We start from the raw sequence: 21,486 nt of genomic DNA on the forward strand, positions 1-21,486 counted from the left end.
GCTCACGCATGGGCACAGTGACCGAGGAACGAGCCCGACGAGCGCCAGCGAGGAGGACGAAGTGACGGAACCCCGGCTCACCCACGTCGACGAGACCGGCGCGGCGCGCATGGTCGACGTCAGCGCCAAGGCCGTCACCGCCCGGGAGGCCACGGCCGCCGGCCGGGTCCTCGTGAGCGCCGAGGTCGTCGGCCTGCTCCGCGGGAAGGGGGTGCCGAAGGGGGACGCGGTGGCCGTCGCCCGCATCGCCGGCATCGCCGGGGCCAAGCGCACGCCCGACCTCGTGCCGCTGTGCCACCCCATCGCGCTGCACGGCGTCACGGTCGACGTCGAGGTCACCGACGACACCGTCGAGATCACCGCCACGGCCCGGACGGCCGACCGCACGGGCGTGGAGATGGAGGCCCTCACCGCGGTCACCGTCGCCGGGCTCACGATGATCGACATGGTCAAGGCCGTCGACCCGCGGGCGTCGATCACCGACGTGCGGCTGCTCCGCAAGAGCGGCGGCAAGAGCGGGGACTGGGCCCGATGAGCGAGTTGCCCCCGGGCGCCCGTGCGCTCGTGCTGACCGCCTCCAACCGGGCCTACGCCGGGATCTACGACGACCGCAGTGGCCGGGCCCTCGCCGAGGGTCTGGCGGCACTGGGCTTCGCCGTGGAGGGGCCGCACGTGCGCCCCGACGACCCCGACGAGCTGGAGGCGGTCATGCGGGCCGCGGTCGACCTCGGCGTCGACGTCGTCGTCACCACCGGCGGCACCGGCCTCTCCCCCAGCGACGTCACGCCCGAGGCGACCCGCCGGGTGCTGGAACGCGAGGCACCGGGCCTCGCCGACGCCGTCCGCCGCTACGGGGCCGACAACGGTGTGCCGACGGCGGTGCTCTCCCGCGGGGTGGCCGGCACGGCGGCCCGCACGCTGATCGTCAACCTGCCCGGCTCGACCGGCGGGGTGAAGGACGGGCTGGCCGTGCTCGGGCCACTGCTCCCCCACGTCGTCAGCCAGCTCCGTGGCGGCGACCATGTCTGAGCACATCGCGGTCCTCCGGACCGCACCGCGGCCAGGTGCCGTTCCCCTGGTGCGCTGAGCGTGTCCTCCCCTGCGTCGCGGGAGCCTCCGGCCCCCACTCCTCCGGTCGCCTCGCAGGGCGGCTCACGTTGCTGAGGCGGCGTGGTTCAGTCCAGCAGGATCCGCTCCTGGTGGGTGTAGACGTTGCAGCCGTCGCCGCGGAGGAAGCCGACCAGGGTGATGCCCACCTCGCGGGCGAGCTCCACGGCCAGCGACGACGGCGCCGACACCGCGGCGAGCACCGGGATGCCGGCCATCGCCGCCTTCTGGGTCAGCTCGAAGCTCGCGCGGCCGCTGACCATCAGCACGTGGCCGGCCAGGGGCAGCCGGCCGGCACGGACGCCGTCCCCGATCACCTTGTCGACGGCGTTGTGCCGGCCCACGTCCTCGCGGACCGCGACCAGGTCCCCGTCGGTCGTGAGGAGCCCGGCGGCGTGCAGTCCCCCGGTCTTGTCGAAGACCTGCTGGGCGGCCCGCAGGCGGTCCGGCAGCGCCAGGAGCACCTCCAGCGGGAGGCGCACGGGGTCGGCGGCGACATCGAACGCGGTCTTCGTCCGGATGGCGTCGATGCTGGCCTTGCCGCACACCCCGCACGAGCTGGACGTGTAGAAGTTCCGCTCGAGCCCGGTGTCGGGCATCGGCACCCCGGGGGCGAGGTCGACGTCGACGACGTTGTAGGTGTTGCGGCCGTCGGCGTCCACGGAGTCGCAGTACCGCAGGCCCGCGACCTCGTCGGCCCCCCGGATGACGCCCTCGGTGGCGAGGAAACCGTGCACCAGGTCGAAGTCGTCACCCGGCGTGCGCATGGTGATCGCCAGGGCGGTACCGCCGAGCCGGATCTCCAGCGGCTCCTCCGCCGCGACGGCGTCGGGCCGGGTGGTGCGTTGCTGACCGCGGATGCGCAGCACCGGGGTGCGGCTGGTGACTCGTCCCACGGCGTGGACGGTACCCACCTGCGGCGGCCTACGGTGCTGCCATGGAGGAGCTCCCGCCGTACGCCGCCGTGGTACTGGCCGGCGGCCGGGGCGCGCGGCTGGGCGGGCGGGCGAAGCCCCAGCTGACGGTCGGGGGCCGGACCATGCTCGCGGCCGTGCTCACCGCCGTGGACGACGCCGCTCAGCGCGTGGTGGTCGGGCCCCCGCAGCCCGCCCCGCCCGACGTGGTGCTCACCCGGGAGGACCCACCCGGGGGCGGCCCGGTGGCCGCCCTCCGGGCCGGGCTGGCGCGGGTGGACGCCGACGTCGTCGCCGTCCTCGCCGGCGACCTGCCGTTCGTGACCGGCGCCGTGATCGGTGCGCTGCGCCGGCGGCTGCGGGCTGACGGCGTCCTGGTCGTCGACGACACCGGCCGGGACCAGCTGCTGCTGGGCGTGTGGCGCACCGCGGCCCTCCGCGATGCGGTGCGGGACCCGGCGGGCCCGGGGGCGCTGCACCGGGCGGTGGCGGGCCTCGCCGTCGACCGCCACCGGCCGCCGGTGGCTCCCGACGAGGTGCCGCCGTGGCTCGACTGCGACACCCCCGAGGAGCTGGCCCGCGCCCGGGAGGTAGCCGCCCGCACGGCCGGGTAGGGCCGGGACATGCGCATCGTCCTCGCCGGGGCCCACGGGCAGGTCGCCCGCCGCCTCGGCCGCCTGCTGTCCGGCCGCGGCGACACCGTCCTCGGCCTCGTCCGCAATCCCGACCACCGGGCCGACCTCGAGTCCGATGGCGTGACGCCGGTGGTCCTCGACCTCGAGTCGGCCTCGGTCGACGAGGTCGCGGAGGTGGTCTCCGGCGCCGATGGCGTGGTGTTCGCCGCCGGTGCCGGCCCCGGCAGCGGCCCCGAACGCAAGGACACCGTCGACCGCGGCGCGGCGGTGCTGCTCGCCGACGCCGCGGAGCGGGCCGGGGTCCGCCCCTACCTCCTGGTCTCCTCCATGGGCGCCGACCTCGTCGCCGACGGCGCGACCCCCGACGGCGTCGACGAGGTGTTCGTCGCGTACCTGCGGGCCAAGCTCGCCGCGGAGGAGAACCTGCTGGCCCGCCCGGGGCTCGCGGTCACGGTCCTGCGGCCGGGCGGCCTCACCGACGAACCCGGCACCGGTCGGGTCACCCTCGCCCGGCACGTCGAGCGCGGGGAGATCCCCCGGGACGATGTCGCCGCCGTCCTGCTGGCCTTCCTCGACTCCCCGCGCGACGGCGCCGTGGTGGAGCTGGTCGCCGGCGAGACCCCGGTGGAGGAGGCGGTCGCCTCGGTGCCCTGAGCCCCTGCCGGCCGGGCCGCGCCTCAGGCCCGGCGGGCGCGGGTGACCTCCGCGCGGGCGGCGAGCTCGGCGTCGGCCGGGTAGTCCACGGCCACGAGCGTCAGCCCGTGCGCCGGCGCCACGGGCACCTCACCGGCCCGCTCCGTGCGGCTGAGCAGGCTCGCGGGCCAGTCCAGCGGCCGCCGCCCCTCACCGACGGCGATCAGCCCGCCGACGAGGCTGCGGACCATCGAGTGGCAGAACGCGTCGGCCGAGGCGTCGATCCGCACGGTCTCCGAGCCGTCGTCCTCGGTCTGCCGGGCGACGGCCAGCCGGAGCAGGGTGCGGATCGTCGTCGCGCCCTCGCGGCGCTTGCAGTAGGCGGCGAAGTCGTTCTGCCCGAGCAGCAGCCCGGCCGCGAGGTCCATCGCCGCGGCGTCGAGGCGGCGGGGCCACGCCACCGTGTCCGCACGCCGGAGCGGCGACGGGCCGGCCGGGTCGTCGGACAGCCGGTACACGTAGTGCCGGGCCAGCGCCCCGAACCGGGCGTCGAACGACGGGTGCGCCTCCTGCGCCCGGGGCACGGCGATGTCGCGCGGGAGGACGCCCCGCAACCGGCGGACCAGCCTGGCTGCGTGCTCCTCCCAGACCGCGCGGGGCAGATCGCAGTGCACCACCTGGCCGGTGGCGTGCACCCCGGCGTCGGTGCGGCCGGCGACCGTCAGGTCGAGGTCGTGGCGCAGCACGGTGGCCAGCGCCTGCTCCAGCTCGGCCTGCACGGTGCGCTGCGCGGGCTGGCGGGCCCAGCCGTGGAACGCCGTACCGTCGTACTGGACCGCCAGCCGGAGACGGACGAGCCCGCCACCGGTATCGGTGGCGGGCTCGTCACGGTGGTCGTGCTCGGTCAGCGACCGCTCACTTCGGGTCGGGCGCGGCGTCGCCGCCCTGGTACTGCTGGCTGGCGGTCGCGGCGTCGCCGAGCTCGGCGGCCTCGATCTCCGCCGCCGCCGCGCGGGCGACCTCGGGCGAGAGCACCGGGTCCTCGACGACGGCGGCGTTCTGCCGCTCGGGCTCGGGCGTCACGTCGGCGTCGTCCTGCCGGTCACCGTCGGGGTTGAAGACGTCGGTGACGATCTCCTGCGCCTCGTCGGTGACGCTGCCGTCGGTCACGGCCGGGGAGGTGTCGCCGCCGGGGCCCGTGGTCTCGCCCTCGAACGTGGCCCCCTGGTCGCCGCCACCGGCGGACACGCCGGCCGCGCCCGCGCCCGGGACGTCCTGGGGCTCGCTCATCGGGCGTCCGTGCCCTCGGCGTCGGCGGCGGGCGCCTCGGCGTCGGTGTCCTCGGCGACGGCCTCATCGGCGGCCGGCGCGGCCGCCGTCTCGTCCGAGGCGGTCTCCTCGACGGTGGTGTCCTCGGGCGTCTCGACCGCGTCCGCCGTCACCTCGCCCGCCGCGGACGCCGCACCGGCGCCGCTGGCGAACGTCGTGCCACGGGCGCGCTCGGCCTCGCCGACGGCCTGCTGAGCGACGGTCAGCGCGTCGACGAGCTCGATGACCGCCATGGGGGCGTTGTCACCCTTGCGGGGACCCACCTTGGTGATGCGCGTGTAGCCGCCGGGACGGTTCTCGAAGCGAGGACCGATCTCGGCGAACAGCGTGTGGACGACGTCCTTGTCACGGATGGTCGTCATGACCTGACGACGGGCGTGCAGGTCACCGCGCTTGGCGAAGGTCACCAGCTTCTCGGCCAGCGGACGGAGCCGCTTGGCCTTCGCCTCGGTCGTGGTGATCCGCCCGTGCTCGAACAGCGAGGTGGCCAGGTTGGCCAGCATCAGCCGCTCGTGCGCGGGGGACCCGCCGAGACGGGGGCCCTTGGTGGGGGTGGGCATGTCGGTCCTTCCTCAGGCGGCCGGGCGCTCGCTGCCGGCTGCATCCGTGATGCTGCTGTCGTCCGTACTGCGGTGGTGCTGCACTGCTCGGCGCGTCAGTGTCGCGCGCTCCGCGGCCGGGCCGGACGGCGGGTGCTCCCCGCCGTCCGGCCCGCACCGGTCAGAGCTGCTCGGTCTCCTGGTAGGAGCCCTCGTCGTACTGCGCCTGCTCGTAGCCCGCGGCGTACTCGCCGGTGCCCTGGTAGGCGTCGGTCTCGTAGCCCTCGTCGTAGCTCTCGATCGAGGTGGGGATGAACCCGGGCGGGCTGTCCTTGAGCGCGAGGCCCATGGCCGCCAGCTTCATCTTGACCTCGTCGATCGACTTGGCCCCGAAGTTCCGGATGTCGAGCAGGTCGGCCTCGGACCGCGTGACGAGCTCACCGACGGTGTGCACGCCCTCGCGCTTCAAGCAGTTGTAGGACCGGACGGTGAGGTCCATGTCCTCGATCGGCATCGAGAAGTTGGCGATGTCGGCGGCCTCGGCCGGGCTGGGCCCGACCTCGATGCCCTCGGCGTCGACGTTCAGCTCGCGCAGGAGGCCGAACAGCTCCACCAGCGTCGAGCCCGCGGACGCGATAGCGTCGCGCGGCGCGATCGACGGCTTGGTCTCGACGTCGACCACGAGGCGGTCGAAGTCGGTGCGCTGCTCGACACGGGTCGCCTCGACCGCGTAGGTCACCTTGAGGACCGGGGAGTAGATCGAGTCGACGGGGATCCGACCGATCTCCTGGCCGGGCTGCTTGTTCTGCGGGGCGGGCACGTAGCCACGACCGCGCTCGACGACCAGCTCGATCTCCAGCCGGCCCTTGCCGTTCAGGGTGGCGATGTGCAGCTCGGGGTTGTGCACCTCGACGCCGGCCGGCGGAGCGATGTCCGCGGCGGTCACCTCACCGGGGCCCTGCTTGCGCAGGTACATGGTCACCGGCTCGTCGGAGTCGGAGCTGACGACCAGGCCCTTGAGGTTGAGGATGATCTCGGTGACGTCCTCCTTGACGCCCGGCACGGTGGTGAACTCGTGCAGGGTGCCCTCGATGCGGATGCTGGTGACCGCCGCACCGGGGATGGACGACAGCAGCGTGCGCCGCAGGGAGTTGCCGAGGGTGTAGCCGAAACCCGGCTCGAGCGGCTCGATGACGAACCGCGAGCGCTGCTCCGAGATGGTCTCCTCGGTCAGCGTGGGGCGCTGTGCGATGAGCATTGCTTCTCCTTGAGGTCCTCCGGCACCCGCCATATGACGCCGTGAGGGGTGGTGCTGGCTCCGGCGGGCATCTGTCCGCCCGCCGGAGCCGGTGGTGCTGTGGTGCCTACTTCGAGTAGAGCTCGACGATCAGCTGCTCCTGGACCGGGGTGTCGATCACCTGGCGGGCCGGGATGCTGTGCACGAGCACGCGCAGCTGGCTGCTGATGACCTCCAGCCACGCCGGCACGGGACGCTCGCCGGCGCGCGCCTGGGCGATCTCGAACGGCAGCATCGTGCGCGACTTCTCGGCCACCTCGATGATGTCGTTCTCGCTGACCCGGTAGGACGGGATGTCGACCTTGCGGCCGTTCACCCGGATGTGGCCGTGGCGCACCAGCTGGCGCGCCATGTCGCGGGACTCGGCGAAGCCGGCCCGGTAGACCACGTTGTCCAGCCGCGACTCGAGGATCTGCAGCAGGACCTCACCGGTCTTGCCCGTCTTGCGGTTCGCCTCTTCGTAGTAGCCGCGGAACTGCTTCTCCAGCACGCCGTAGATGCGGCGGGCCTTCTGCTTCTCACGCAGCTGCAGCAGGTACTCGCTGTCCTTGCTGCGGCCCCGGCCGTGCTCGCCCGGCGGGTAGGGCCGGATCTCGATCGGGCACTTCGGGGACTCGCACTTGCTGCCCTTGAGGAACAGCTTCATCTTCTCGCGCCGGCACAGGCGGCAGTCGGCTCCGGTGTAGCGGGCCACGTCAGGTACTCCTCGTTCGTCTCAGCGGTGGCCGGTCAGACCCGGCGGCGCTTCTTGGGGCGGCAGCCGTTGTGCGGCTGGGGGGTGACGTCCTGGATCTGGCCCACCTCCAGGCCGGTGGCCTGGAGCGAGCGGATCGCGGTCTCGCGGCCGGAGCCGGGACCCTTCACGAAGACGTCCACCTTGCGCATGCCGTGCTCCTGCGCCTTGCGGGCCGCGTTCTCGGCGGCCATCTGCGCGGCGAAGGGAGTGGACTTGCGCGAGCCCTTGAAGCCGACGTGGCCGGCGGAGGCCCAGCTGATCACGTTCCCGTTGGGGTCGGTGATCGAGACGATCGTGTTGTTGAACGTGCTCTTGATGTGCGCAGCACCGTGAGCGACGTTCTTCTTTTCCTTGCGGCGGACCTTCTTGGCGCCGGCCGCGGCGCGAGCCCTGGGAGGCATGTGTCTGTCGGATTCCTTCTCTTCGTGGCCTAGAGAGGCAGCACGCGTGCGCGCCGACGCTCCCCCCTCACGGGATCTGCGGCGACGCGCTCTCGCGGCTTACTTCTTGCCGGCCTTCTTCTTGCCGGCGATGGTCTTGCGCGGGCCCTTGCTCGAGCGCGCGTTGGTCTTCGTGCGCTGACCGTGCACCGGGAGCCCGCGGCGGTGCCGCAGACCCTGGTAGCAGCCAATCTCCACCTTGCGACGGATGTCGGCGGCCACCTCGCGGCGCAGGTCACCCTCGACGCGGAAGTGCTCGTCGATGTAGTCACGGAGCTTCAGCAGGTCCTCGTCACTGAGGTCCTTGGCGCGCAGGTCCGGGCTGACGCCCGTCGCGGCCAGGGTCTCCTTGGCGTGGTGCTTGCCGATGCCATAGATGTAGGTGAGCGCGATCTCCATCCGCTTCTCGCGGGGCAGGTCGACGCCAGCCAGTCGTGCCATGTTCAGGTACTCCCTCAGCCCTGGCGCTGCTTGTGCCGGGCGTTGTCGCAGATGACCATGACCCGGCCGTGCCGGCGGATCACCTTGCACTTGTCACAGATCTTCTTCACCGACGGCTGGACCTTCACCGGTGCCGCCCCTCATTCCTGTCGATCGTGTGCCGGTCCCGCGCTGCCCAACGGCACGACGCGGTCCGGGCGATTACTTGTACCGGTAGACGATGCGACCGCGGGTCAGGTCGTAGGGCGAGAGCTCCACGACCACGCGGTCCTCGGGCAGGATGCGGATGTAGTGCTGCCGCATCTTGCCGCTGATGTGGGCGAGCACCCGGTGCCCGTTCTGCAACTCGACCCGGAACATCGCGTTGGGCAGCGGCTCGACGACGCGACCCTCGACCTCGATGGCCCCGTCCTTCTTCGCCATGCCCGACCCGCACTCCTTGACTCGGTGGTACTGGATCCTCGTGCGCCCGCGCCGGGACCCGGCTGGACGCGCTCGGAGATTGCAGAACAGGTGGTGCTGACGCTCTCGCAGAGGGCGTTCCGGATCATGCGGCCACAGCACGACCACGGAACGGCGCTAGCGCCACAGAAGATCGTACCCCGATGCCCGACCAGTCACCAACCCGCCTCCGGAGACGGATGGGTGACAGCGAGCACTCAGGTGCGCGGGGTGATGCCGAACGGGGCGAGCCCGGCGACCCCGCCGTCCTCGGCGGTGAGGACCCACGGCCCCTCGGGGGTGATGGCGACCGTGTGCTCGAAGTGGGCCGCGCGGGAGCCGTCCTTGGTGACGACGGTCCAGCCGTCCTCCAGCTCCACCGTCGCCGGGTCGCCCACGGTCACCATGGGCTCGATGGCCAGCGCCAGCCCGGCGACCAGCTTGGGCCCGCGGCCGGGGCGTCCGTAGTTCAGCACGTGCGGGTCCTGGTGCATCTCGGTGCCGATGCCGTGCCCGCCGTAGTGGTCGACGATGCCGTAGGGGTGGTCCTCGGCGCGGATGACCTGCTCCACCGCGGAGCTGATGTCGGTGAGCCGGCCACCGGCGACGGCCCGGGCGAGCCCCGCCCACATCGACCGCTCGGTGACCGCCATGAGCGCCGCGTCCTCGGCCGAGGGCTCCCCCACCGTGAGGGTCACCGCGGAATCACCGTGCCACCCCTGCAGGATGGCGCCGCAGTCGATGGAGATGTTGTCCCCCGCGGCGAGCGCGCGGCTCCCGTGCGGGATGCCGTGGACGATCTCGTCGTTGATCGACGCGCAGATGCTGCCGGTGAAGCCGTGGTAGCCGAGGAACGACGGCACGGCGCCCGCGCTGCGGATGTGGTCCTCGGCGATGGCGTCGAGCTCCCCGGTGGTCACCCCCGGCCGGATCGCGGCGCGAACGGCCGCGATGGCGCCGGCGACCACGAGTCCGGCGCCACGCATGAGCTCGATCTCGTGCGGTGTCTTGATCTGGATCATGCGTCCACTCCACTTCGCGAGCAGCGGGAGACGGCCCAGGATCCCGCCCGTCATCTGCCGCGCCCGTTCCTCAGCCTGCGCTCGGACGCCCGCACCCATCGAGAGCGGCCAGCGCACGCGCGGTGACCTCCTCGACGGAGCCGATCGCGTCGATGCGAGCGAGCATGCCCTCGGTCTCGTAGAACCCGGAGAGCGGCGCGGTCTGTTCCCGGTAGACCTTCAGCCGGTGCCGGACCGTCTCGGGCTTGTCGTCGTCACGCTGGACCATCTGGCCGTCGACGAGCATCCGCCGGCCGGACAGCCGTCGCACGAGCTCGTCCTCGTCGACGACCAGCTCCAGGACGCAGTCGAGCCGGTCGCCCAGGTCGGCGAGGGACGCGCGCAGCTGCTCGGCCTGCGAGATGGTGCGCGGGAAGCCGTCGAGGAGGAAGCCCGACTTCGCGTCGGGTTCGGCGAGCCGGTCCTTGACCATGGCCACCGTGATCTCGTCGGGGACGAGGTCGCCGGCGTCCATGTAGACCTTGGCCTGCTGGCCGAGCTCGGTCTTCCCGCTGACGTTCGCGCGGAAGATGTCGCCGGTCGAGATCGCCGGCACGCCGAGCTCACCGGCGATGATCTGGGCCTGGGTGCCCTTGCCCGCTCCGGGAGGGCCCAGGAGGACGACGCGCACTACTTCAGGAACCCTTCGTAGTTCCGCTGATTCAGTTGCGTCTCGATCTGCTTCACCGTCTCCAACCCCACTCCGACCATGATGAGCACCGCGACCCCGCCGAACGGGAAGTTCTGGTTCTGCCCCGGCTGCGTGACGGCGAGGAAGAAGTTCGGGAGCACCGCCACGATGCCCAGGTACATCGATCCGGGCAGGGTGATCCGCGAGAGCACGTACTGCAGATACTCGGCGGTCGGCCGACCGGGGCGGATGCCCGGGATGAAGCCGCCGTAGCGCTTCATGTCGTCCGCCCGCTCCTCCGGGTTGAACGTGATCGACACGTAGAAGTACGTGAAGAACACGATCAGGCCGAAGAACACCGCGATGTGCACCGGGCTGCTCTGGTCGATGATGTAGGTCTCGAAGAACTGGCGCACCCCGCCCGTCTCGGCACCCTGCAGCTGGGTCAGCAGCTGAGGCAGGTACAGCAGCGACGACGCGAAGATCACCGGGATGACGCCGGCCTGGTTGACCTTCAGCGGCAGGTAGGTCGAGGTCCCGCCGTACATGCGGCGCCCCACCATGCGCTTGGCGTACTGCACCGGGATCCGGCGCTGCGCCTGCTCGACGTAGACGACCGTGCCGATGATGACGACGGCGAAGGCGCAGACGACGGCGAAGACGACACCGCCGCGGGCCTGCAGGATCGAGCCGCCCTCGGCCGGGATGCGCGCCGCGATCGAGGTGAAGATCAGCACGGACATGCCGTTGCCGATCCCCTTCTCGGTCAGCAGCTCGCCGAGCCACATGATCAGCGCGGTGCCGGCGGTCAGGGCGATCACCAGGATGACCGTCGTCCAGACCGATTGCGACGGGATGATCTGCTCGCTGCAGTTCGGGAAGAGCTGACCGCTGCGGGCGAGGGCGATGATGCCGGTGCTCTGCAGGACGGCGAGGGCGATGGTCAGGTACCGGGTGTACTGGGTCAGCTTGGCCTGACCCGACTGCCCTTCCTTCTTCAGCACCTCGAACCGTGGGATCACGACGACGAGCAGCTGCACGATGATGCTCGCGGTGATGTACGGCATGATGCCGAGCGCGAAGACGCTCAGCCGCAGCAGCGCGCCGCCCGAGAACAGGTTGACCAGCGAGTAGATGTCGCGCTGGTCGGAGGCCTGCGCCTGCTCGAGGCAGCTGTTGATCGCCTCGACCGAGACCCCGGGCCCCGGCACCGCGGCGCCCAGCCGGTAGACGGCGATGATCGCCAGGGAGAACAGCAGCTTGCGCCGGAGGTCTGGCGTCCGGAACGCCGCGGCGAACGCCTGCAGCACGTGCCCTCCCCTGATCGGTCGAGTGAGGTTAGCAACGAGCCCGCCCCGTGGAGCGGGGCGGGCAGCAAGCGAGCCCCGCGGCAGCAGTATGTCGCTCCCGCGGGGCTCGCCGGCGTCAGATACGGGTGGTGCTGCCTCCGGCCGCGGCGATCTTCTCGGCCGCGGAGGCGGAGAAGGCGTTCGCGTGCACGTCGACCTTGACGCCGCCGAGGTCGCCGGTGCCGAGCACCTTGACCGGCTGGCCGCGCCGGACGGCGCCGGCCTCCGCCAGCGTGTCCGGGTTGACCTGACCGCCCTGCGGGAACAGCGCCGCGATCCGGTCGAGGTTGACGACCTGGAAGACGACCTTGTTGTTGTTCTTGAAGCCCGAGAGCTTGGGCAGCCGCATGTGCAGCGGGGTCTGCCCACCCTCGAACCGCGCGTTCACGTTGCCACGCGCGCCGGTGCCCTTGGTACCGCGCCCGGCCGTCTTGCCCTTGGAGCCCTCACCGCGACCCACACGGGTCTTGGCGGTGTGGGCACCGGGGGCCGGACGCAGGTGGTGGACCTTCAGAGTCATAGCGAGTCTTTCCTCAGACTTCTTCGACGGTGACCAGGTGGGGCACCGTCGCGACCATCCCGCGGATCTCGGGACGGTCCTCCTGAACGACCGAGTCGTTGATCTTCTTCAGGCCCAGCGAGCGCAGCGTCTGGCGCTGGTTGGGCTTGGTGCCGATCGCGGACTTGACCTGGGTGACCTTCAGCTGCGCCATCTCAGACCCCCTGACCCGCACGGGCACGCAGCATGGCGGCCGGGGCGACGTCCTCGAGCGGCAGACCACGGCGGGCCGCGATCTCCTCGGGGCGGACGAGGTCCTTCAGCGCCTGCATCGTGGCGTGCACGATGTTGATCGGGTTCGACGACCCGAGGCTCTTGGAGAGCACGTCGTGGATCCCGGCGCACTCCAGCACGGCACGCACCGGGCCACCGGCGATGACACCGGTACCCGGGCTCGCCGGCTTGAGCAGCACGACACCGGCCGCCGCCTCACCCTGCACCGGGTGCGGGATGGTGCTGGCGATCCGAGGCACCTTGTAGAAGTGCTTCTTGGCCTCCTCGACGCCCTTGGCGATCGCCGCGGGCACCTCCTTGGCCTTGCCGTAGCCGACGCCCACGGTGCCGTCACCGTCGCCCACGATCACGAGGGCGGTGAAGCTGAAGCGCCGACCGCCCTTGACGACCTTGGACACGCGGTTGATGGCGACCACGCGCTCGATGTAGTTGCTCTTCTCGGCGGGAGCGCCACCGGGGCCCCGCCCGCCGTCACGACGGTCGCGGCGGTCGTTACCGCCGCCGGCGCCGCCGCCGCGTCGCTGTGGTCCTGGCATCAGACGTCCCTCTCGATCTGCTCGCTGGTGCTGCTGGCATGGGTGGTCATCAGAAGTCCAGCCCACCCTCGCGGGCACCGTCGGCCAGGGCGGCGATGCGCCCGGCGTAGCGGTTGCCTCCGCGGTCGAAGACGACCGACGAGATGCCGGCCGCCTTGGCGCGCTCGGCCACCAGGGCACCGACCTGACGGGCCTGGGCGGACTTGTCGCCCTCGGCGCCGCGGAGGCCGGCGTCCATCGTGGAGGCGCTGACCACGGTGCGGCCGACGGTGTCGTCGACGACCTGCACGTGGATGTGCCGCGAGCTGCGCTTGACCACCAGGCGCGGACGCTCCGGCGTGCCGGAGACCCGCTTGCGCAGCCGGTTGTGACGACGCAGCCGCGATACGCGGCGCGCCGTGCTGATGTCGGTACCGACGGGCTTGTGGACCCGAGCGGCCTTGTCTGCCTGAGCCATCACTTACCCGTCTTCCCGACCTTGCGCTTGACGACCTCGCCCTGGTACCGCACACCCTTGCCCTTGTACGGGTCGGGCTTGCGGATCTTGCGGATCTTGGCTGCGACCTCACCGACGAGCTGCTTGTCGATGCCACTGACCCGCAGGCGGGTCGGGGACTCGACGGCGAAGGAGATCCCCTCGGGGGCCTTCACCGGCACGGGGTGGCTGAAGCCCAGGGCGAACTCGAGGTCCGAGCCGCGCGCCTGGACGCGGTATCCGACACCGACGATCTCGAGGGTCTTCGTGTAGCCCTCGGTCACGCCGGTGATCATGTTGGCGATGAGCGTCCGCGAGAGCCCGTGGAGGGCGCGGTTCTGCCGCTCGTCGTTGGGGCGCTGCACCCGCAGCGTGCCGTCCTCGTCGCGCTCGACGGTGATCGGCGTGGCGACCGTGTGGCGCAGCTCGCCCTTGGGTCCCTTCACGCTGACCGTCTGACCGTCGATGGCGACGTCGACACCACCGGGCACGGCGATCGGGAGTCGTCCGATCCGTGACATCTTCGCTCGCTCCTCTTACCAGACGTAGGCGAGGACTTCCCCACCCACGCCCTTCTTGTTCGCCTGCTTGTCGGTCAGCAGCCCGGTCGAGGTCGAGATGATCGCCACGCCGAGCCCGCCGAGCACCTTGGGCAGGGCGGTGGACTTCGCGTACACCCGCAGGCCCGGCTTCGACACCCGGCGCACACCGGCGATGCTGCGCTCACGGTTCGGGCCGTACTTGAGGTCGATCACCAGCTGCTTGAAGGTGGTGCCGTCCTTCTCGACGTCGTCGACGGTCCAGCCGGCGATGTAGCCCTCCTGCTGGAGGATCTCGGCGATGTGCGTCTTCAACTTCGACGACGGCATGACCGCGGAGTCGTGGTACGCCTGGTTGGCGTTCCGCAGACGCGTCAGCATGTCCGCGATCGGGTCGGTCATGGTCATGGCGTGTGGTGCCTCTCTCGCCGCGGTTCCTCATGCGCCGGGTCTTCCGGACTTGGCGCGTGGGCCTCTCGGCGATCGGTGGTGCTCGGATGGAAATCGGCCCTGCGGACCGGTGCTGCTGCTAGCCAGCGAACTGGACCACGGTGGTGGCTCGGGTCACCAGCTGGACTTGCGCACGCCGGGGAGCTCCCCCGCGTGGGCCATCTCCCGCAGGCAGATCCGGCACAGGCCGAACTTGCGGAAGACGGAGTGCGGGCGACCGCACCGCTGGCAGCGGGTGTAACCGCGGACCGCGAACTTCGGCTTGCGGGCCGCCTTGTTGATCAGCGCCTTCTTGGCCATTGGTTTCTCCTACCGGCTCAGCGGATGGTGGTCACGACGGGCTGGCCGGCGAAGGGGAAGCCGAGCTGGCGGAGCAGCTCGCGACCCTCCTCGTCGTTCGTGGCGGTGGTGACCAGCGTGATGTCCATGCCGCGCTGCCGGTCGATCTTGTCGACGTCGATCTCACGGAACATCGACTGCTCGTTCAGGCCGAACGTGTAGTTGCCGTGGCCGTCGAACTGCTTTGGGTTCAGCCCGCGGAAGTCACGGATACGGGGCAGGGCCAGCGACAGCAGCCGGTCCAGGAACTCCCACATCCGGTCGCCGCGGAGGGTGACCTTCGCGCCGATCGGCATGCCCTCGCGCAGCTTGAACTGCGCGATGGACTTGCGGGCCTTGACCACGGCCGGCTTCTGGCCGGTGATGGCCGTCAGGTCGCGGACCGCGCCGTCCATCAGCTTCGCGTCACGGGTCGCCTCGCCGACGCCCATGTTGACGACGATCTTCGTCAACCGCGGGATCTGCATGACGTTCTCGTAGCCGAACTCCGACTGGAGCGCCGGCGCGATGGTCTCGCGGTAGTGCTCGAGCATGCGGGGCAGCTCACGCGTGGGTGCGCTCATGGGGATCAGAGGTCCTTACCGGTGCGCCGCGAGACCCGGATGCTGCGGCCTTCCTCGTCCTTGCGGTAGCCGACCCGGGTCGGCTTGTCCTCGGAGTCGATCACCATCACGTTGCTCACGTGGATGGGCGCCTCCTGCGTGACGATCCCGCCCTGCTGGGCGCCGCGCTGCGTCGAGCTGATGCGGGTGTGCTTCTTCACCCGGCCGACGCCCTCCACCAGCACCTTCTGGAGCTTGGGGTAGGCGGCGATGACACGGCCCTTCGCGCCCTTGTCCTTGCCGGACAGCACGAGGACGGTGTCGCCCTTCTTGACCTTCATCGACGGGGTCTTCCCGCTCGTCGGCTGAGCCATGATCACAACACCTCCGGGGCGAGCGAGATGATCCGCATGAAGCGCTTGTCGCGGAGCTCACGGCCCACCGGGCCGAAGATGCGCGTGCCGCGCGGGTCGCCGCTGTCGCGGATGATCACCGCGGCGTTCTCGTCGAAACGGATGTAGGAGCCGTCCGGACGACGACGCTCCTTCACCGTGCGGACGACGACGGCCTTGACGACGTCGCCCTTCTTGACGCCGGCGCCGGGCAGTGCGTCCTTGACGGTGCCGACGATGATGTCGCCGATGCCCGCGTAGCGTCGCCCGGAACCGCCGAGCACCCGGATGCAGAGGATCTCCTTCGCACCGGTGTTGTCGGCGACTCGCAGTCGCGACTCCTGCTGGATCACGTCCAACTCCCCAAATACTTGTGGTGACAGCCGGGCCGGAACGGTGAACCGGCTGTCCGGCACCCGCGTGCGGACGCACCGGCGGCGCTGGGCCGCCGGTGCGTCCGAAGCACGGGTACCGGGATGCGGCGCGCGCCCTGAGACGCGCGCCAGTCGTTCAGCGTACTCCTACCTGCGCCGGCCCCGGAGGGCCGGCCCAGGTGCGAGGCCTTCGCTACTTCGCCTTCTCCAGGACCTCGACCAGCCGCCACCGCTTGGTGGCCGACGTCGGCCGGGTCTCCATGATCTGCACGCGGTCACCGATACCGGCGACCCCCTGCTCGTCGTGCGCCTTCAGCTTGCTCGTCCGGCGGATGACCTTGCCGTACAGGCCGTGCTTCACGCGGTCCTCGACCTCGACGACGATGGTCTTCTCCATCTTGTCGCTGACGACCAGGCCCTCGCGGACCTTGCGGTAGCCGCGGCCGGCCAGGCCGGGTCCGCTCGACTCCTGGGTCTCGCTCATGCCACACCCTCGCTCGGGGCGACGGAGAGACCGAGCTCGCGCTCACGCATGATCGTGTAGATCCGCGCGATGTCGCGGCGGACGGTCTGCAGTCGCCGGTTGTTGTCCAGCTGGCCGGTGGCCACCTGGAACCGCAGGTTGAACAGTTCTTCCTTCGACTCGCGCAGCCGCGAGGCGAGCTCGTCGACAGACAGCTCGCGCAGCTCGGGAGCGGTCAGACCAGCGGCCATCACACTTCTCCTTCACGCGTGATGAAGCGGCACTTCATCGGCAGCTTGTGGATCGCGCGGCGCATGGCCTCACGGGCCACGGGCTCGGCGACACCGGACAGCTCGAACAGCACGCGCCCGGGCTTGACGTTGGCGACCCACCACTCGGGCGAACCCTTACCGGAACCCATGCGGGTCTCGGCCGGCTTCTTGGTGAGCGGACGGTCGGGGTAGATCGAGATCCAGACCTTCCCGCCTCGGCGGATGTGCCGGGTCATCGCGATACGCGCCGACTCGATCTGCCGGTTGGTCACGTAGGCCGGCTCCAGGGCCTGGATGGCGTACTCACCGAAGTTGATCTCGGTGCCGCCCTTGGCCCGGCCGGAGCGGCTCGGGTGGTGCTGCTTGCGGTGCTTCACGCGCCGTGGGATCAGCACGTCTCAGCCCTCCGTCGTCTGGTTCTGGGTGGCCGTGGTCTCGGCCGCCGCGGTGGCCTCGGGGCCGGCGGCCTGGGCGACCGTCTGCTCGCTGACGGCCTGCCCGGACGTCTGCGCCACCACGGCCTCCGTCGTGTCGGCGGCCGGCCCGGTCGTGGACTGGGCCGCGCGGCCGGCCTCGGTCCCGCCCGCGGTGGTGCCGGAGGAACCCGAACGACGCTGCGGGCGCTGAGCCCGCTCACGCCGCTGCTGACGGTCGGCGAGGGCCTCGAGTGCCGCGCGCTCGGCGCGCGAGCCGCTCACGTCACCCTTGTAGATCCACACCTTGACGCCGATGCGACCGAAGGTCGTGCGGGCCTCGTAGATGCCGTAGTCGATGTTCGCGCGGAGCGTGTGCAAGGGCACGCGGCCCTCGCGGTAGAACTCCGAACGGCTCATCTCCGTGCCGCCGAGGCGACCGGAGCACTGCACCCGGATGCCCTTGACCTGCGGGCTGCGCTGCGCCGACTGCATCGCCTTGCGCATGGCACGCCGGAAGCTGACCCGGCTGGAGAGCTGCTCGGCGACACCCTGGGCGACCAGCTGCGCATCGGACTCGGGGTTCTTGACCTCGAGGATGTTCAGCTGCACCTGCTTGCCGGTGAGCTTCTCGAGCTCACCGCGGATGCGGTCGGCCTCCGCGCCGCGACGGCCGATGACGATGCCCGGCCGGGCGGTGTGGATGTCGACGCGGACCCGGTCACGGGTGCGCTCGATCTCGACCTTGGAGATGCCGGCCCGCTCCATGCCCTTGGACATGAGCTTGCGGATCGCGACGTCTTCCTTGACGTAGTCCTTGTACAGCTTGTCCGCGTACCACCGGGACTTGTAGTCGGTGGTGATACCGAGTCGGAACCCGTGCGGGTTGACCTTCTGACCCACTAGCGGGTCCCTCCCCTCGTGTTGCTGCTGGACTGCTGGGTCGCCGGGCCGGACTGGCCGGTGTCCCGGCGCGCCTTGCGCGACTTCTGCGCGAGGACGGCGCTGCCGGCGACCTCGCTCACCTCGATGGTGATGTGGCTGGTCCGCTTGTTGATGCGGAACGCCCGGCCCTGCGCACGCGGACGGATCCGCTTGAGCGTGGGGCCCTCGTCGACGTAGGCGGCGCTGACGACCAGCGCGGCCGGGTCGAGCTGCAGGTTGTGCTCGGCGTTGGCCACCGCGCTGGCGACGACCTTGGCGACGGGCTCACTGGCGGCCTGCGGCGCGAACCGCAGCAGCGCCAGGGCCTCGTCGGTCGGCAGGTAGCGGATCAGGTCCACCACCCGGCGGGCCTTCATGGGGGTCACGCGGACGAACCGGGCCGTAGCCCGGGCGACCGGTGCCTCCTGTCCCAACTGGGAAGTCATCTGAATCTCTCTCTACCTGGTCAGCCGCGCCGGGAGCGGCGGTCGTCCTTGATGTGCCCGCGGAAGGTGCGCGTGGGCGCGAACTCCCCGAGCTTGTGCCCGACCATCGCCTCGGTCACGAACACCGGGACGTGCTTGCGGCCGTCGTGCACCGCGAGGGTGTGACCCAGCATGTCGGGGATGATCGTCGAACGGCGTGACCAGGTACGGATCACGTTCTTGGTGCCCTTGGCGTTCTGTGCGTCCACCTTGGCGAGCAGGTGGTCGTCGACGAACGGGCCCTTCTTCAGGCTGCGTGGCATGTCTGTCGGACTCCTTTACCCGCTCAGCGCTTCTTGTTGGTGCGCCGGCGGCGCACGATCAGGGCGTCACTTGCCTTCCGCTTGCGCGTCCGGCCCTCCGGCTTGCCCTTCGGGTTCACCGGGTGGCGACCACCGGAGGTCTTGCCCTCACCACCACCGTGCGGGTGGTCCACCGGGTTCATGGCGACACCGCGGACGGTCGGGCGCTTGCCCTTCCACCGCATGCGGCCGGCCTTGCCCCAGTTGATGTTCGACTGCTCGGCGTTGCCCACCTCACCGACGGTCGCGCGGCAGCGCACGTCGACGTTGCGGATCTCCCCCGACGGCATGCGGAGCTGCGCGAAGCGACCCTCACGGGCGACCAGCTGGACACTGGTACCCGCGGAACGGGCGATCTTCGCGCCGCCACCGGGACGGAGCTCAATGGCGTGAACCACGGTGCCGACCGGGATGTTCCGCAGCGGCAGGTTGTTGCCGGGCTTGATGTCGGCCGCGGGGCCGCACTCGACCGTGTCGCCCTGGTGCAGGCGGGCCGGCGCGATGATGTAGCGCTTCTCGCCGTCGGCGAAGTGCAGGAGCGCGATCCGCGACGTGCGGTTGGGGTCGTACTCGATGTGGGCGACCTTGGCCGGCACGCCGTCCTTGTCGGCCCGACGGAAGTCGATCACCCGGTAGGCGCGCTTGTGACCGCCGCCCTGGTGACGAGCGGTGACCTTCCCGTGCACGTTGCGCCCGCCGCGACCGTGCAGCGGTCGGACCAGCGACTTCTCGGGGTGGTCGCGGGTGACCTCGGCGAAGTCGGCGACGCTGGACCCGCGGCGGCCCGGCGTCGTCGGCTTGTACTTGCGGATAGCCATTGCTGACTCAGTCCCTGTCTTCTATCTCTGGTCCGTGGGTCCGGGGTGGCGGTTGGGCTGGACGCCCAGCCGCTCAAACCCCCGGGCCCCCGAAGATCTCGATGCGGTCGCCGGCAGCCACGGAGACGATGGCGCGCTTGGTGTCCTTGCGCTTCCCCATCTGCGCGCCCCGGCTGCGCTTGCGCTTGCCCTGACGGTTGATCGTGTTCACGCCGAGGACCTTCACCCTGAAGATCTGCTCGACCGCGATCTTGATCTGCGTCTTGTTGGCGTCCGGTCGCACGATGAACGTGTACTGGTTGCCGTCGAGCAGCCCGTAGCTCTTCTCGGAGATGACCGGGGCGAGCAGGACGTCCCGGGGGTCGCGGACGCTCATGCCTTCTCCTCGGTGGTCTCTTCGACGGTGCCCTCGCCGGCGGCGGGGGCGATGGACGGGATGCCACCGGGGGTCTCGTGGGTGGCGAGGTCCGGCAGGTCGGTGCCCGAACGCTTGCCCTTCACGGGTCCGGCCACGTACTCGGCCAGCGCGGCCTCGGTGAAGATGACCTCGTCGGCCACCAGCACGTCGTAGGTGTTCAGCTGCCCGGCCTCGATCAGGTGGACCTCCGGCACGTTGCGCAGGCTCACCCAGTTGAGGACGTCGTCCCGGTCGAGCACGATGAGCACGCGCTTGGCCTGGGTGACCGAGTTCAGCGTGGCCAGGGCCGCCTTCGTCTTCGGGGCGTCCCCGTCGACGAACGCGGAGACCACGTGCACCCGGCCCTCGCGGGCCCGGTCGGAGAGGGCGCCGCGCAGGGCGGCGGCCTTCATCTTCTTCGGGGTCTTCTGCTCGTAGTTCCGCGGCTGCGGGCCGTGCACGACGCCACCGCCGGCGAACTGCGGAGCGCGGGTCGAGCCCTGACGGGCGCGACCGGTGCCCTTCTGGCGGTACGGCTTGGCGCCACCACCGCTGACCTGGCCACGCGACTTGGTCGAGTGCGTGCCCTGGCGGGCAGCGGCCAGCTGGGCCACGACGACCTGGTGCATCAGGGAGACGTTCGCGCTGGCGTCGAAGAGCTCACCGGGCAGCGTGACGCTGCCGGAGGTCTCCCCCGCCGGGGTGCGGACGTCGACCTGGCGGTCGGTGCGCGTCTCGGTCGACTGGGTCACTTGTCGTCACTCCCCACGGGGCCACCCTTGACGGCCGAACGGACGAGCACGAGGCCGCCCTTCGGGCCGGGGATGGCGCCCTTGATCAGCAGCAGGCCGCGCTCGGCGTCCACCTTGTGGACGTTCAGCGACAGGGTCGTGGTCTTCACCGCGCCCATGCGGCCGGCCATGCGCAGACCCTTGAAGACGCGGCCGGGGGTGGACGCGCCACCGATGGAGCCCGGCGACCGGTGCTTGCGCTGGGTGCCGTGCGACGCGCCGAGGCCCTTGAAGCCGTGACGCTTCATGACACCGGCGGTGCCCTTGCCCTTGCTGGTGCCGATGACGTCGACCTTGGCCACGCCGTCGAACACGTCGGTGGTCAGCTCCTGGCCGACCGTGTAGCTGCCGGCGTCCGAGGTGCGCAGTTCCACCAGGTGCCGCCGCGGCGTCACGCCCGCCTTGGTGAAGTGCCCGCCCTCGGGGCGGTTCACCTTGCGCGGGTCGATGTCACCGAAGCCGAGCTGGACGGCCGAGTAGCCGTCGACCTCGGGGGTGCGCACCTGGGTCACCACACACGGGCCCGCCTTGACGACGGTCACCGGCACGAGGCGGTTGTTCTCGTCGAAAACCTGGGTCATCCCCAGCTTCTCACCGAGGAGACCGCGAAATGTGCTCGCCATGTCTG

At 71.0% G+C, this 21,486-nt stretch carries 35 protein-coding genes and 2 pseudogenes; 4 read left to right on the top strand and 33 right to left on the bottom strand.

The window, feature by feature from the left end:
• The first annotated feature begins 61 nt into the window (after positions 1-61).
• Together moaC and ABDB74_RS17925 are read left to right on the top strand one after the other, a co-directional pair.
• On the top strand, positions 62-535 hold the full coding sequence (gene moaC, locus ABDB74_RS17920) for a cyclic pyranopterin monophosphate synthase MoaC (protein WP_346620119.1): 474 nt from the start codon (positions 62-64) through the stop codon (positions 533-535).
• On the top strand, positions 532-1,029 hold the full coding sequence (locus ABDB74_RS17925; RefSeq protein ID WP_346620120.1) for a MogA/MoaB family molybdenum cofactor biosynthesis protein: 498 nt from the start codon (positions 532-534) through the stop codon (positions 1,027-1,029). The genes moaC and ABDB74_RS17925 overlap by 4 nt, the downstream gene beginning before the upstream one ends.
• A 146-nt stretch (positions 1,030-1,175) precedes the next feature.
• Here ABDB74_RS17925 and fdhD read toward each other — a convergent pair whose 3' ends face one another.
• On the bottom strand, positions 1,176-2,003 hold the full coding sequence (fdhD, locus tag ABDB74_RS17930; RefSeq protein WP_346620121.1) for a formate dehydrogenase accessory sulfurtransferase FdhD: 828 nt from the start codon (positions 2,001-2,003) through the stop codon (positions 1,176-1,178).
• Positions 2,004-2,044: 41 nt separating this feature from the next.
• On the opposite strand from fdhD, the gene ABDB74_RS17935 reads away from it, so the two are divergent.
• Positions 2,045-2,635 (top strand): NTP transferase domain-containing protein, encoded by a 591-nt coding sequence (locus ABDB74_RS17935; RefSeq protein ID WP_346620122.1) that lies wholly within the window; start codon positions 2,045-2,047, stop codon positions 2,633-2,635.
• A gap of 9 nt (positions 2,636-2,644) precedes the next feature.
• Positions 2,645-3,310 carry an SDR family oxidoreductase gene (locus ABDB74_RS17940; RefSeq protein ID WP_346620123.1) on the top strand — a complete coding sequence of 222 codons (666 nt, stop codon included), beginning with the start codon at positions 2,645-2,647 and terminating at the stop codon, positions 3,308-3,310.
• A gap of 23 nt (positions 3,311-3,333) precedes the next feature.
• Here the strand turns inward: ABDB74_RS17940 and truA are convergent, their stop codons facing one another.
• The 32 genes and pseudogenes from truA to rplC form a co-directional block, all read right to left on the bottom strand.
• Positions 3,334-4,197: a tRNA pseudouridine(38-40) synthase TruA gene (truA, locus tag ABDB74_RS17945; protein ID WP_346623913.1), complete on the bottom strand. Its 864-nt coding sequence runs from the start codon at positions 4,195-4,197 to the stop codon at positions 3,334-3,336.
• Between the two features lie 7 nt (positions 4,198-4,204).
• Positions 4,205-4,579 carry a hypothetical protein gene (locus ABDB74_RS17950; RefSeq protein WP_346620124.1) on the bottom strand — a complete coding sequence of 125 codons (375 nt, stop codon included), beginning with the start codon at positions 4,577-4,579 and terminating at the stop codon, positions 4,205-4,207.
• Between the two features lie 251 nt (positions 4,580-4,830).
• Positions 4,831-5,178: pseudogene (rplQ, locus tag ABDB74_RS20755) on the bottom strand (50S ribosomal protein L17); the annotation flags it as partial.
• Between the two features lie 160 nt (positions 5,179-5,338).
• Positions 5,339-6,415 (bottom strand): DNA-directed RNA polymerase subunit alpha, encoded by a 1,077-nt coding sequence (locus ABDB74_RS17960; protein ID WP_346620126.1) that lies wholly within the window; start codon positions 6,413-6,415, stop codon positions 5,339-5,341.
• Between the two features lie 106 nt (positions 6,416-6,521).
• On the bottom strand, positions 6,522-7,148 hold the full coding sequence (rpsD, locus tag ABDB74_RS17965; RefSeq protein WP_346620127.1) for a 30S ribosomal protein S4: 627 nt from the start codon (positions 7,146-7,148) through the stop codon (positions 6,522-6,524).
• A 35-nt stretch (positions 7,149-7,183) separates the two neighbouring features.
• A complete protein-coding gene (gene rpsK, locus ABDB74_RS17970) occupies positions 7,184-7,591 on the bottom strand; it encodes a 30S ribosomal protein S11 (RefSeq protein WP_014377968.1) in 408 nt (135 codons plus the stop codon).
• Between the two features lie 99 nt (positions 7,592-7,690).
• The gene (gene rpsM, locus ABDB74_RS17975) at positions 7,691-8,071 is read right to left on the bottom strand and encodes a 30S ribosomal protein S13 (RefSeq protein WP_104527727.1); all 381 of its coding nucleotides are present in this window, start codon (positions 8,069-8,071) and stop codon (positions 7,691-7,693) included.
• Between the two features lie 14 nt (positions 8,072-8,085).
• A complete protein-coding gene (rpmJ, locus tag ABDB74_RS17980) occupies positions 8,086-8,199 on the bottom strand; it encodes a 50S ribosomal protein L36 (RefSeq protein WP_012950458.1) in 114 nt (37 codons plus the stop codon).
• 73 nt (positions 8,200-8,272) lie between these two features.
• Positions 8,273-8,494, bottom strand: a complete 222-nt coding sequence (infA, locus tag ABDB74_RS17985) for a translation initiation factor IF-1 (protein WP_012950459.1) — start codon at positions 8,492-8,494, stop codon at positions 8,273-8,275.
• 236 nt (positions 8,495-8,730) lie between these two features.
• Positions 8,731-9,534 (bottom strand): type I methionyl aminopeptidase, encoded by an 804-nt coding sequence (map, locus tag ABDB74_RS17990; protein WP_346620128.1) that lies wholly within the window; start codon positions 9,532-9,534, stop codon positions 8,731-8,733.
• A 70-nt stretch (positions 9,535-9,604) separates the two neighbouring features.
• Positions 9,605-10,204: an adenylate kinase gene (locus tag ABDB74_RS17995; RefSeq protein ID WP_346620129.1), complete on the bottom strand. Its 600-nt coding sequence runs from the start codon at positions 10,202-10,204 to the stop codon at positions 9,605-9,607.
• Entirely contained in the window at positions 10,204-11,514 is a 1,311-nt protein-coding gene (gene secY, locus ABDB74_RS18000) for a preprotein translocase subunit SecY (protein ID WP_346620130.1), read from the bottom strand. The genes ABDB74_RS17995 and secY overlap by 1 nt, the downstream gene beginning before the upstream one ends.
• Positions 11,515-11,629: 115 nt before the next feature.
• A complete protein-coding gene (gene rplO / locus ABDB74_RS18005; RefSeq protein ID WP_407062136.1) occupies positions 11,630-12,073 on the bottom strand; it encodes a 50S ribosomal protein L15 in 444 nt (147 codons plus the stop codon).
• A 13-nt stretch (positions 12,074-12,086) separates the two neighbouring features.
• Positions 12,087-12,266, bottom strand: a complete 180-nt coding sequence (gene rpmD, locus ABDB74_RS18010; RefSeq protein ID WP_163204992.1) for a 50S ribosomal protein L30 — start codon at positions 12,264-12,266, stop codon at positions 12,087-12,089.
• Between the two features lies 1 nt (position 12,267).
• On the bottom strand, positions 12,268-12,882 hold the full coding sequence (gene rpsE / locus ABDB74_RS18015; RefSeq protein WP_026857030.1) for a 30S ribosomal protein S5: 615 nt from the start codon (positions 12,880-12,882) through the stop codon (positions 12,268-12,270).
• A gap of 49 nt (positions 12,883-12,931) precedes the next feature.
• On the bottom strand, positions 12,932-13,339 hold the full coding sequence (gene rplR / locus ABDB74_RS18020; protein ID WP_346620131.1) for a 50S ribosomal protein L18: 408 nt from the start codon (positions 13,337-13,339) through the stop codon (positions 12,932-12,934).
• Positions 13,339-13,878 (bottom strand): 50S ribosomal protein L6, encoded by a 540-nt coding sequence (rplF, locus tag ABDB74_RS18025; RefSeq protein WP_346620132.1) that lies wholly within the window; start codon positions 13,876-13,878, stop codon positions 13,339-13,341. Before rplF ends, rplR begins: the two co-directional genes overlap by 1 nt.
• A gap of 15 nt (positions 13,879-13,893) precedes the next feature.
• The gene (rpsH, locus tag ABDB74_RS18030; RefSeq protein WP_346620133.1) at positions 13,894-14,304 is read right to left on the bottom strand and encodes a 30S ribosomal protein S8; all 411 of its coding nucleotides are present in this window, start codon (positions 14,302-14,304) and stop codon (positions 13,894-13,896) included.
• Between the two features lie 156 nt (positions 14,305-14,460).
• Positions 14,461-14,646 carry a type Z 30S ribosomal protein S14 gene (locus ABDB74_RS18035; RefSeq protein ID WP_089336472.1) on the bottom strand — a complete coding sequence of 62 codons (186 nt, stop codon included), beginning with the start codon at positions 14,644-14,646 and terminating at the stop codon, positions 14,461-14,463.
• A gap of 17 nt (positions 14,647-14,663) precedes the next feature.
• Positions 14,664-15,248, bottom strand: a complete 585-nt coding sequence (gene rplE, locus ABDB74_RS18040) for a 50S ribosomal protein L5 (RefSeq protein ID WP_346620134.1) — start codon at positions 15,246-15,248, stop codon at positions 14,664-14,666.
• A 5-nt stretch (positions 15,249-15,253) separates the two neighbouring features.
• The gene (rplX, locus tag ABDB74_RS18045) at positions 15,254-15,568 is read right to left on the bottom strand and encodes a 50S ribosomal protein L24 (protein WP_166532043.1); all 315 of its coding nucleotides are present in this window, start codon (positions 15,566-15,568) and stop codon (positions 15,254-15,256) included.
• Between the two features lie 35 nt (positions 15,569-15,603).
• Complete coding sequence (gene rplN, locus ABDB74_RS18050; RefSeq protein ID WP_305998210.1) at positions 15,604-15,972, bottom strand: 50S ribosomal protein L14; 369 nt, start codon at positions 15,970-15,972, stop codon at positions 15,604-15,606.
• Between the two features lie 214 nt (positions 15,973-16,186).
• Positions 16,187-16,477, bottom strand: a complete 291-nt coding sequence (rpsQ, locus tag ABDB74_RS18055; protein ID WP_346620135.1) for a 30S ribosomal protein S17 — start codon at positions 16,475-16,477, stop codon at positions 16,187-16,189.
• A complete protein-coding gene (rpmC, locus tag ABDB74_RS18060) occupies positions 16,474-16,707 on the bottom strand; it encodes a 50S ribosomal protein L29 (protein WP_236825794.1) in 234 nt (77 codons plus the stop codon). The genes rpsQ and rpmC overlap by 4 nt, the downstream gene beginning before the upstream one ends.
• Complete coding sequence (gene rplP / locus ABDB74_RS18065; RefSeq protein WP_014377986.1) at positions 16,707-17,123, bottom strand: 50S ribosomal protein L16; 417 nt, start codon at positions 17,121-17,123, stop codon at positions 16,707-16,709. The genes rpmC and rplP overlap by 1 nt, the downstream gene beginning before the upstream one ends.
• Positions 17,124-17,126: 3 nt before the next feature.
• Entirely contained in the window at positions 17,127-18,044 is a 918-nt protein-coding gene (rpsC, locus tag ABDB74_RS18070; RefSeq protein ID WP_346620136.1) for a 30S ribosomal protein S3, read from the bottom strand.
• A gap of 116 nt (positions 18,045-18,160) precedes the next feature.
• A pseudogene (rplV, locus tag ABDB74_RS18075) lies at positions 18,161-18,511 on the bottom strand (50S ribosomal protein L22); the annotation flags it as partial.
• A gap of 20 nt (positions 18,512-18,531) precedes the next feature.
• Positions 18,532-18,813 carry a 30S ribosomal protein S19 gene (rpsS, locus tag ABDB74_RS18080; RefSeq protein WP_089336464.1) on the bottom strand — a complete coding sequence of 94 codons (282 nt, stop codon included), beginning with the start codon at positions 18,811-18,813 and terminating at the stop codon, positions 18,532-18,534.
• 23 nt (positions 18,814-18,836) lie between these two features.
• A complete protein-coding gene (gene rplB, locus ABDB74_RS18085; RefSeq protein WP_346620137.1) occupies positions 18,837-19,670 on the bottom strand; it encodes a 50S ribosomal protein L2 in 834 nt (277 codons plus the stop codon).
• A 73-nt stretch (positions 19,671-19,743) separates the two neighbouring features.
• On the bottom strand, positions 19,744-20,046 hold the full coding sequence (rplW, locus tag ABDB74_RS18090; RefSeq protein WP_346620138.1) for a 50S ribosomal protein L23: 303 nt from the start codon (positions 20,044-20,046) through the stop codon (positions 19,744-19,746).
• Positions 20,043-20,819 (bottom strand): 50S ribosomal protein L4, encoded by a 777-nt coding sequence (rplD, locus tag ABDB74_RS18095; protein ID WP_346620139.1) that lies wholly within the window; start codon positions 20,817-20,819, stop codon positions 20,043-20,045. Before rplD ends, rplW begins: the two co-directional genes overlap by 4 nt.
• Positions 20,816-21,481, bottom strand: coding sequence for a 50S ribosomal protein L3 (rplC, locus tag ABDB74_RS18100; RefSeq protein ID WP_346620140.1), 666 nt, complete (start codon positions 21,479-21,481; stop codon positions 20,816-20,818). The genes rplD and rplC overlap by 4 nt, the downstream gene beginning before the upstream one ends.
• Between the last annotated feature and the right edge of the window lie 5 nt (positions 21,482-21,486).

Origin of the sequence: Blastococcus sp. HT6-4 (assembly GCF_039679125.1) — a bacterium.
Lineage (GTDB): Bacteria > Actinomycetota > Actinomycetes > Mycobacteriales > Geodermatophilaceae > Blastococcus > Blastococcus montanus.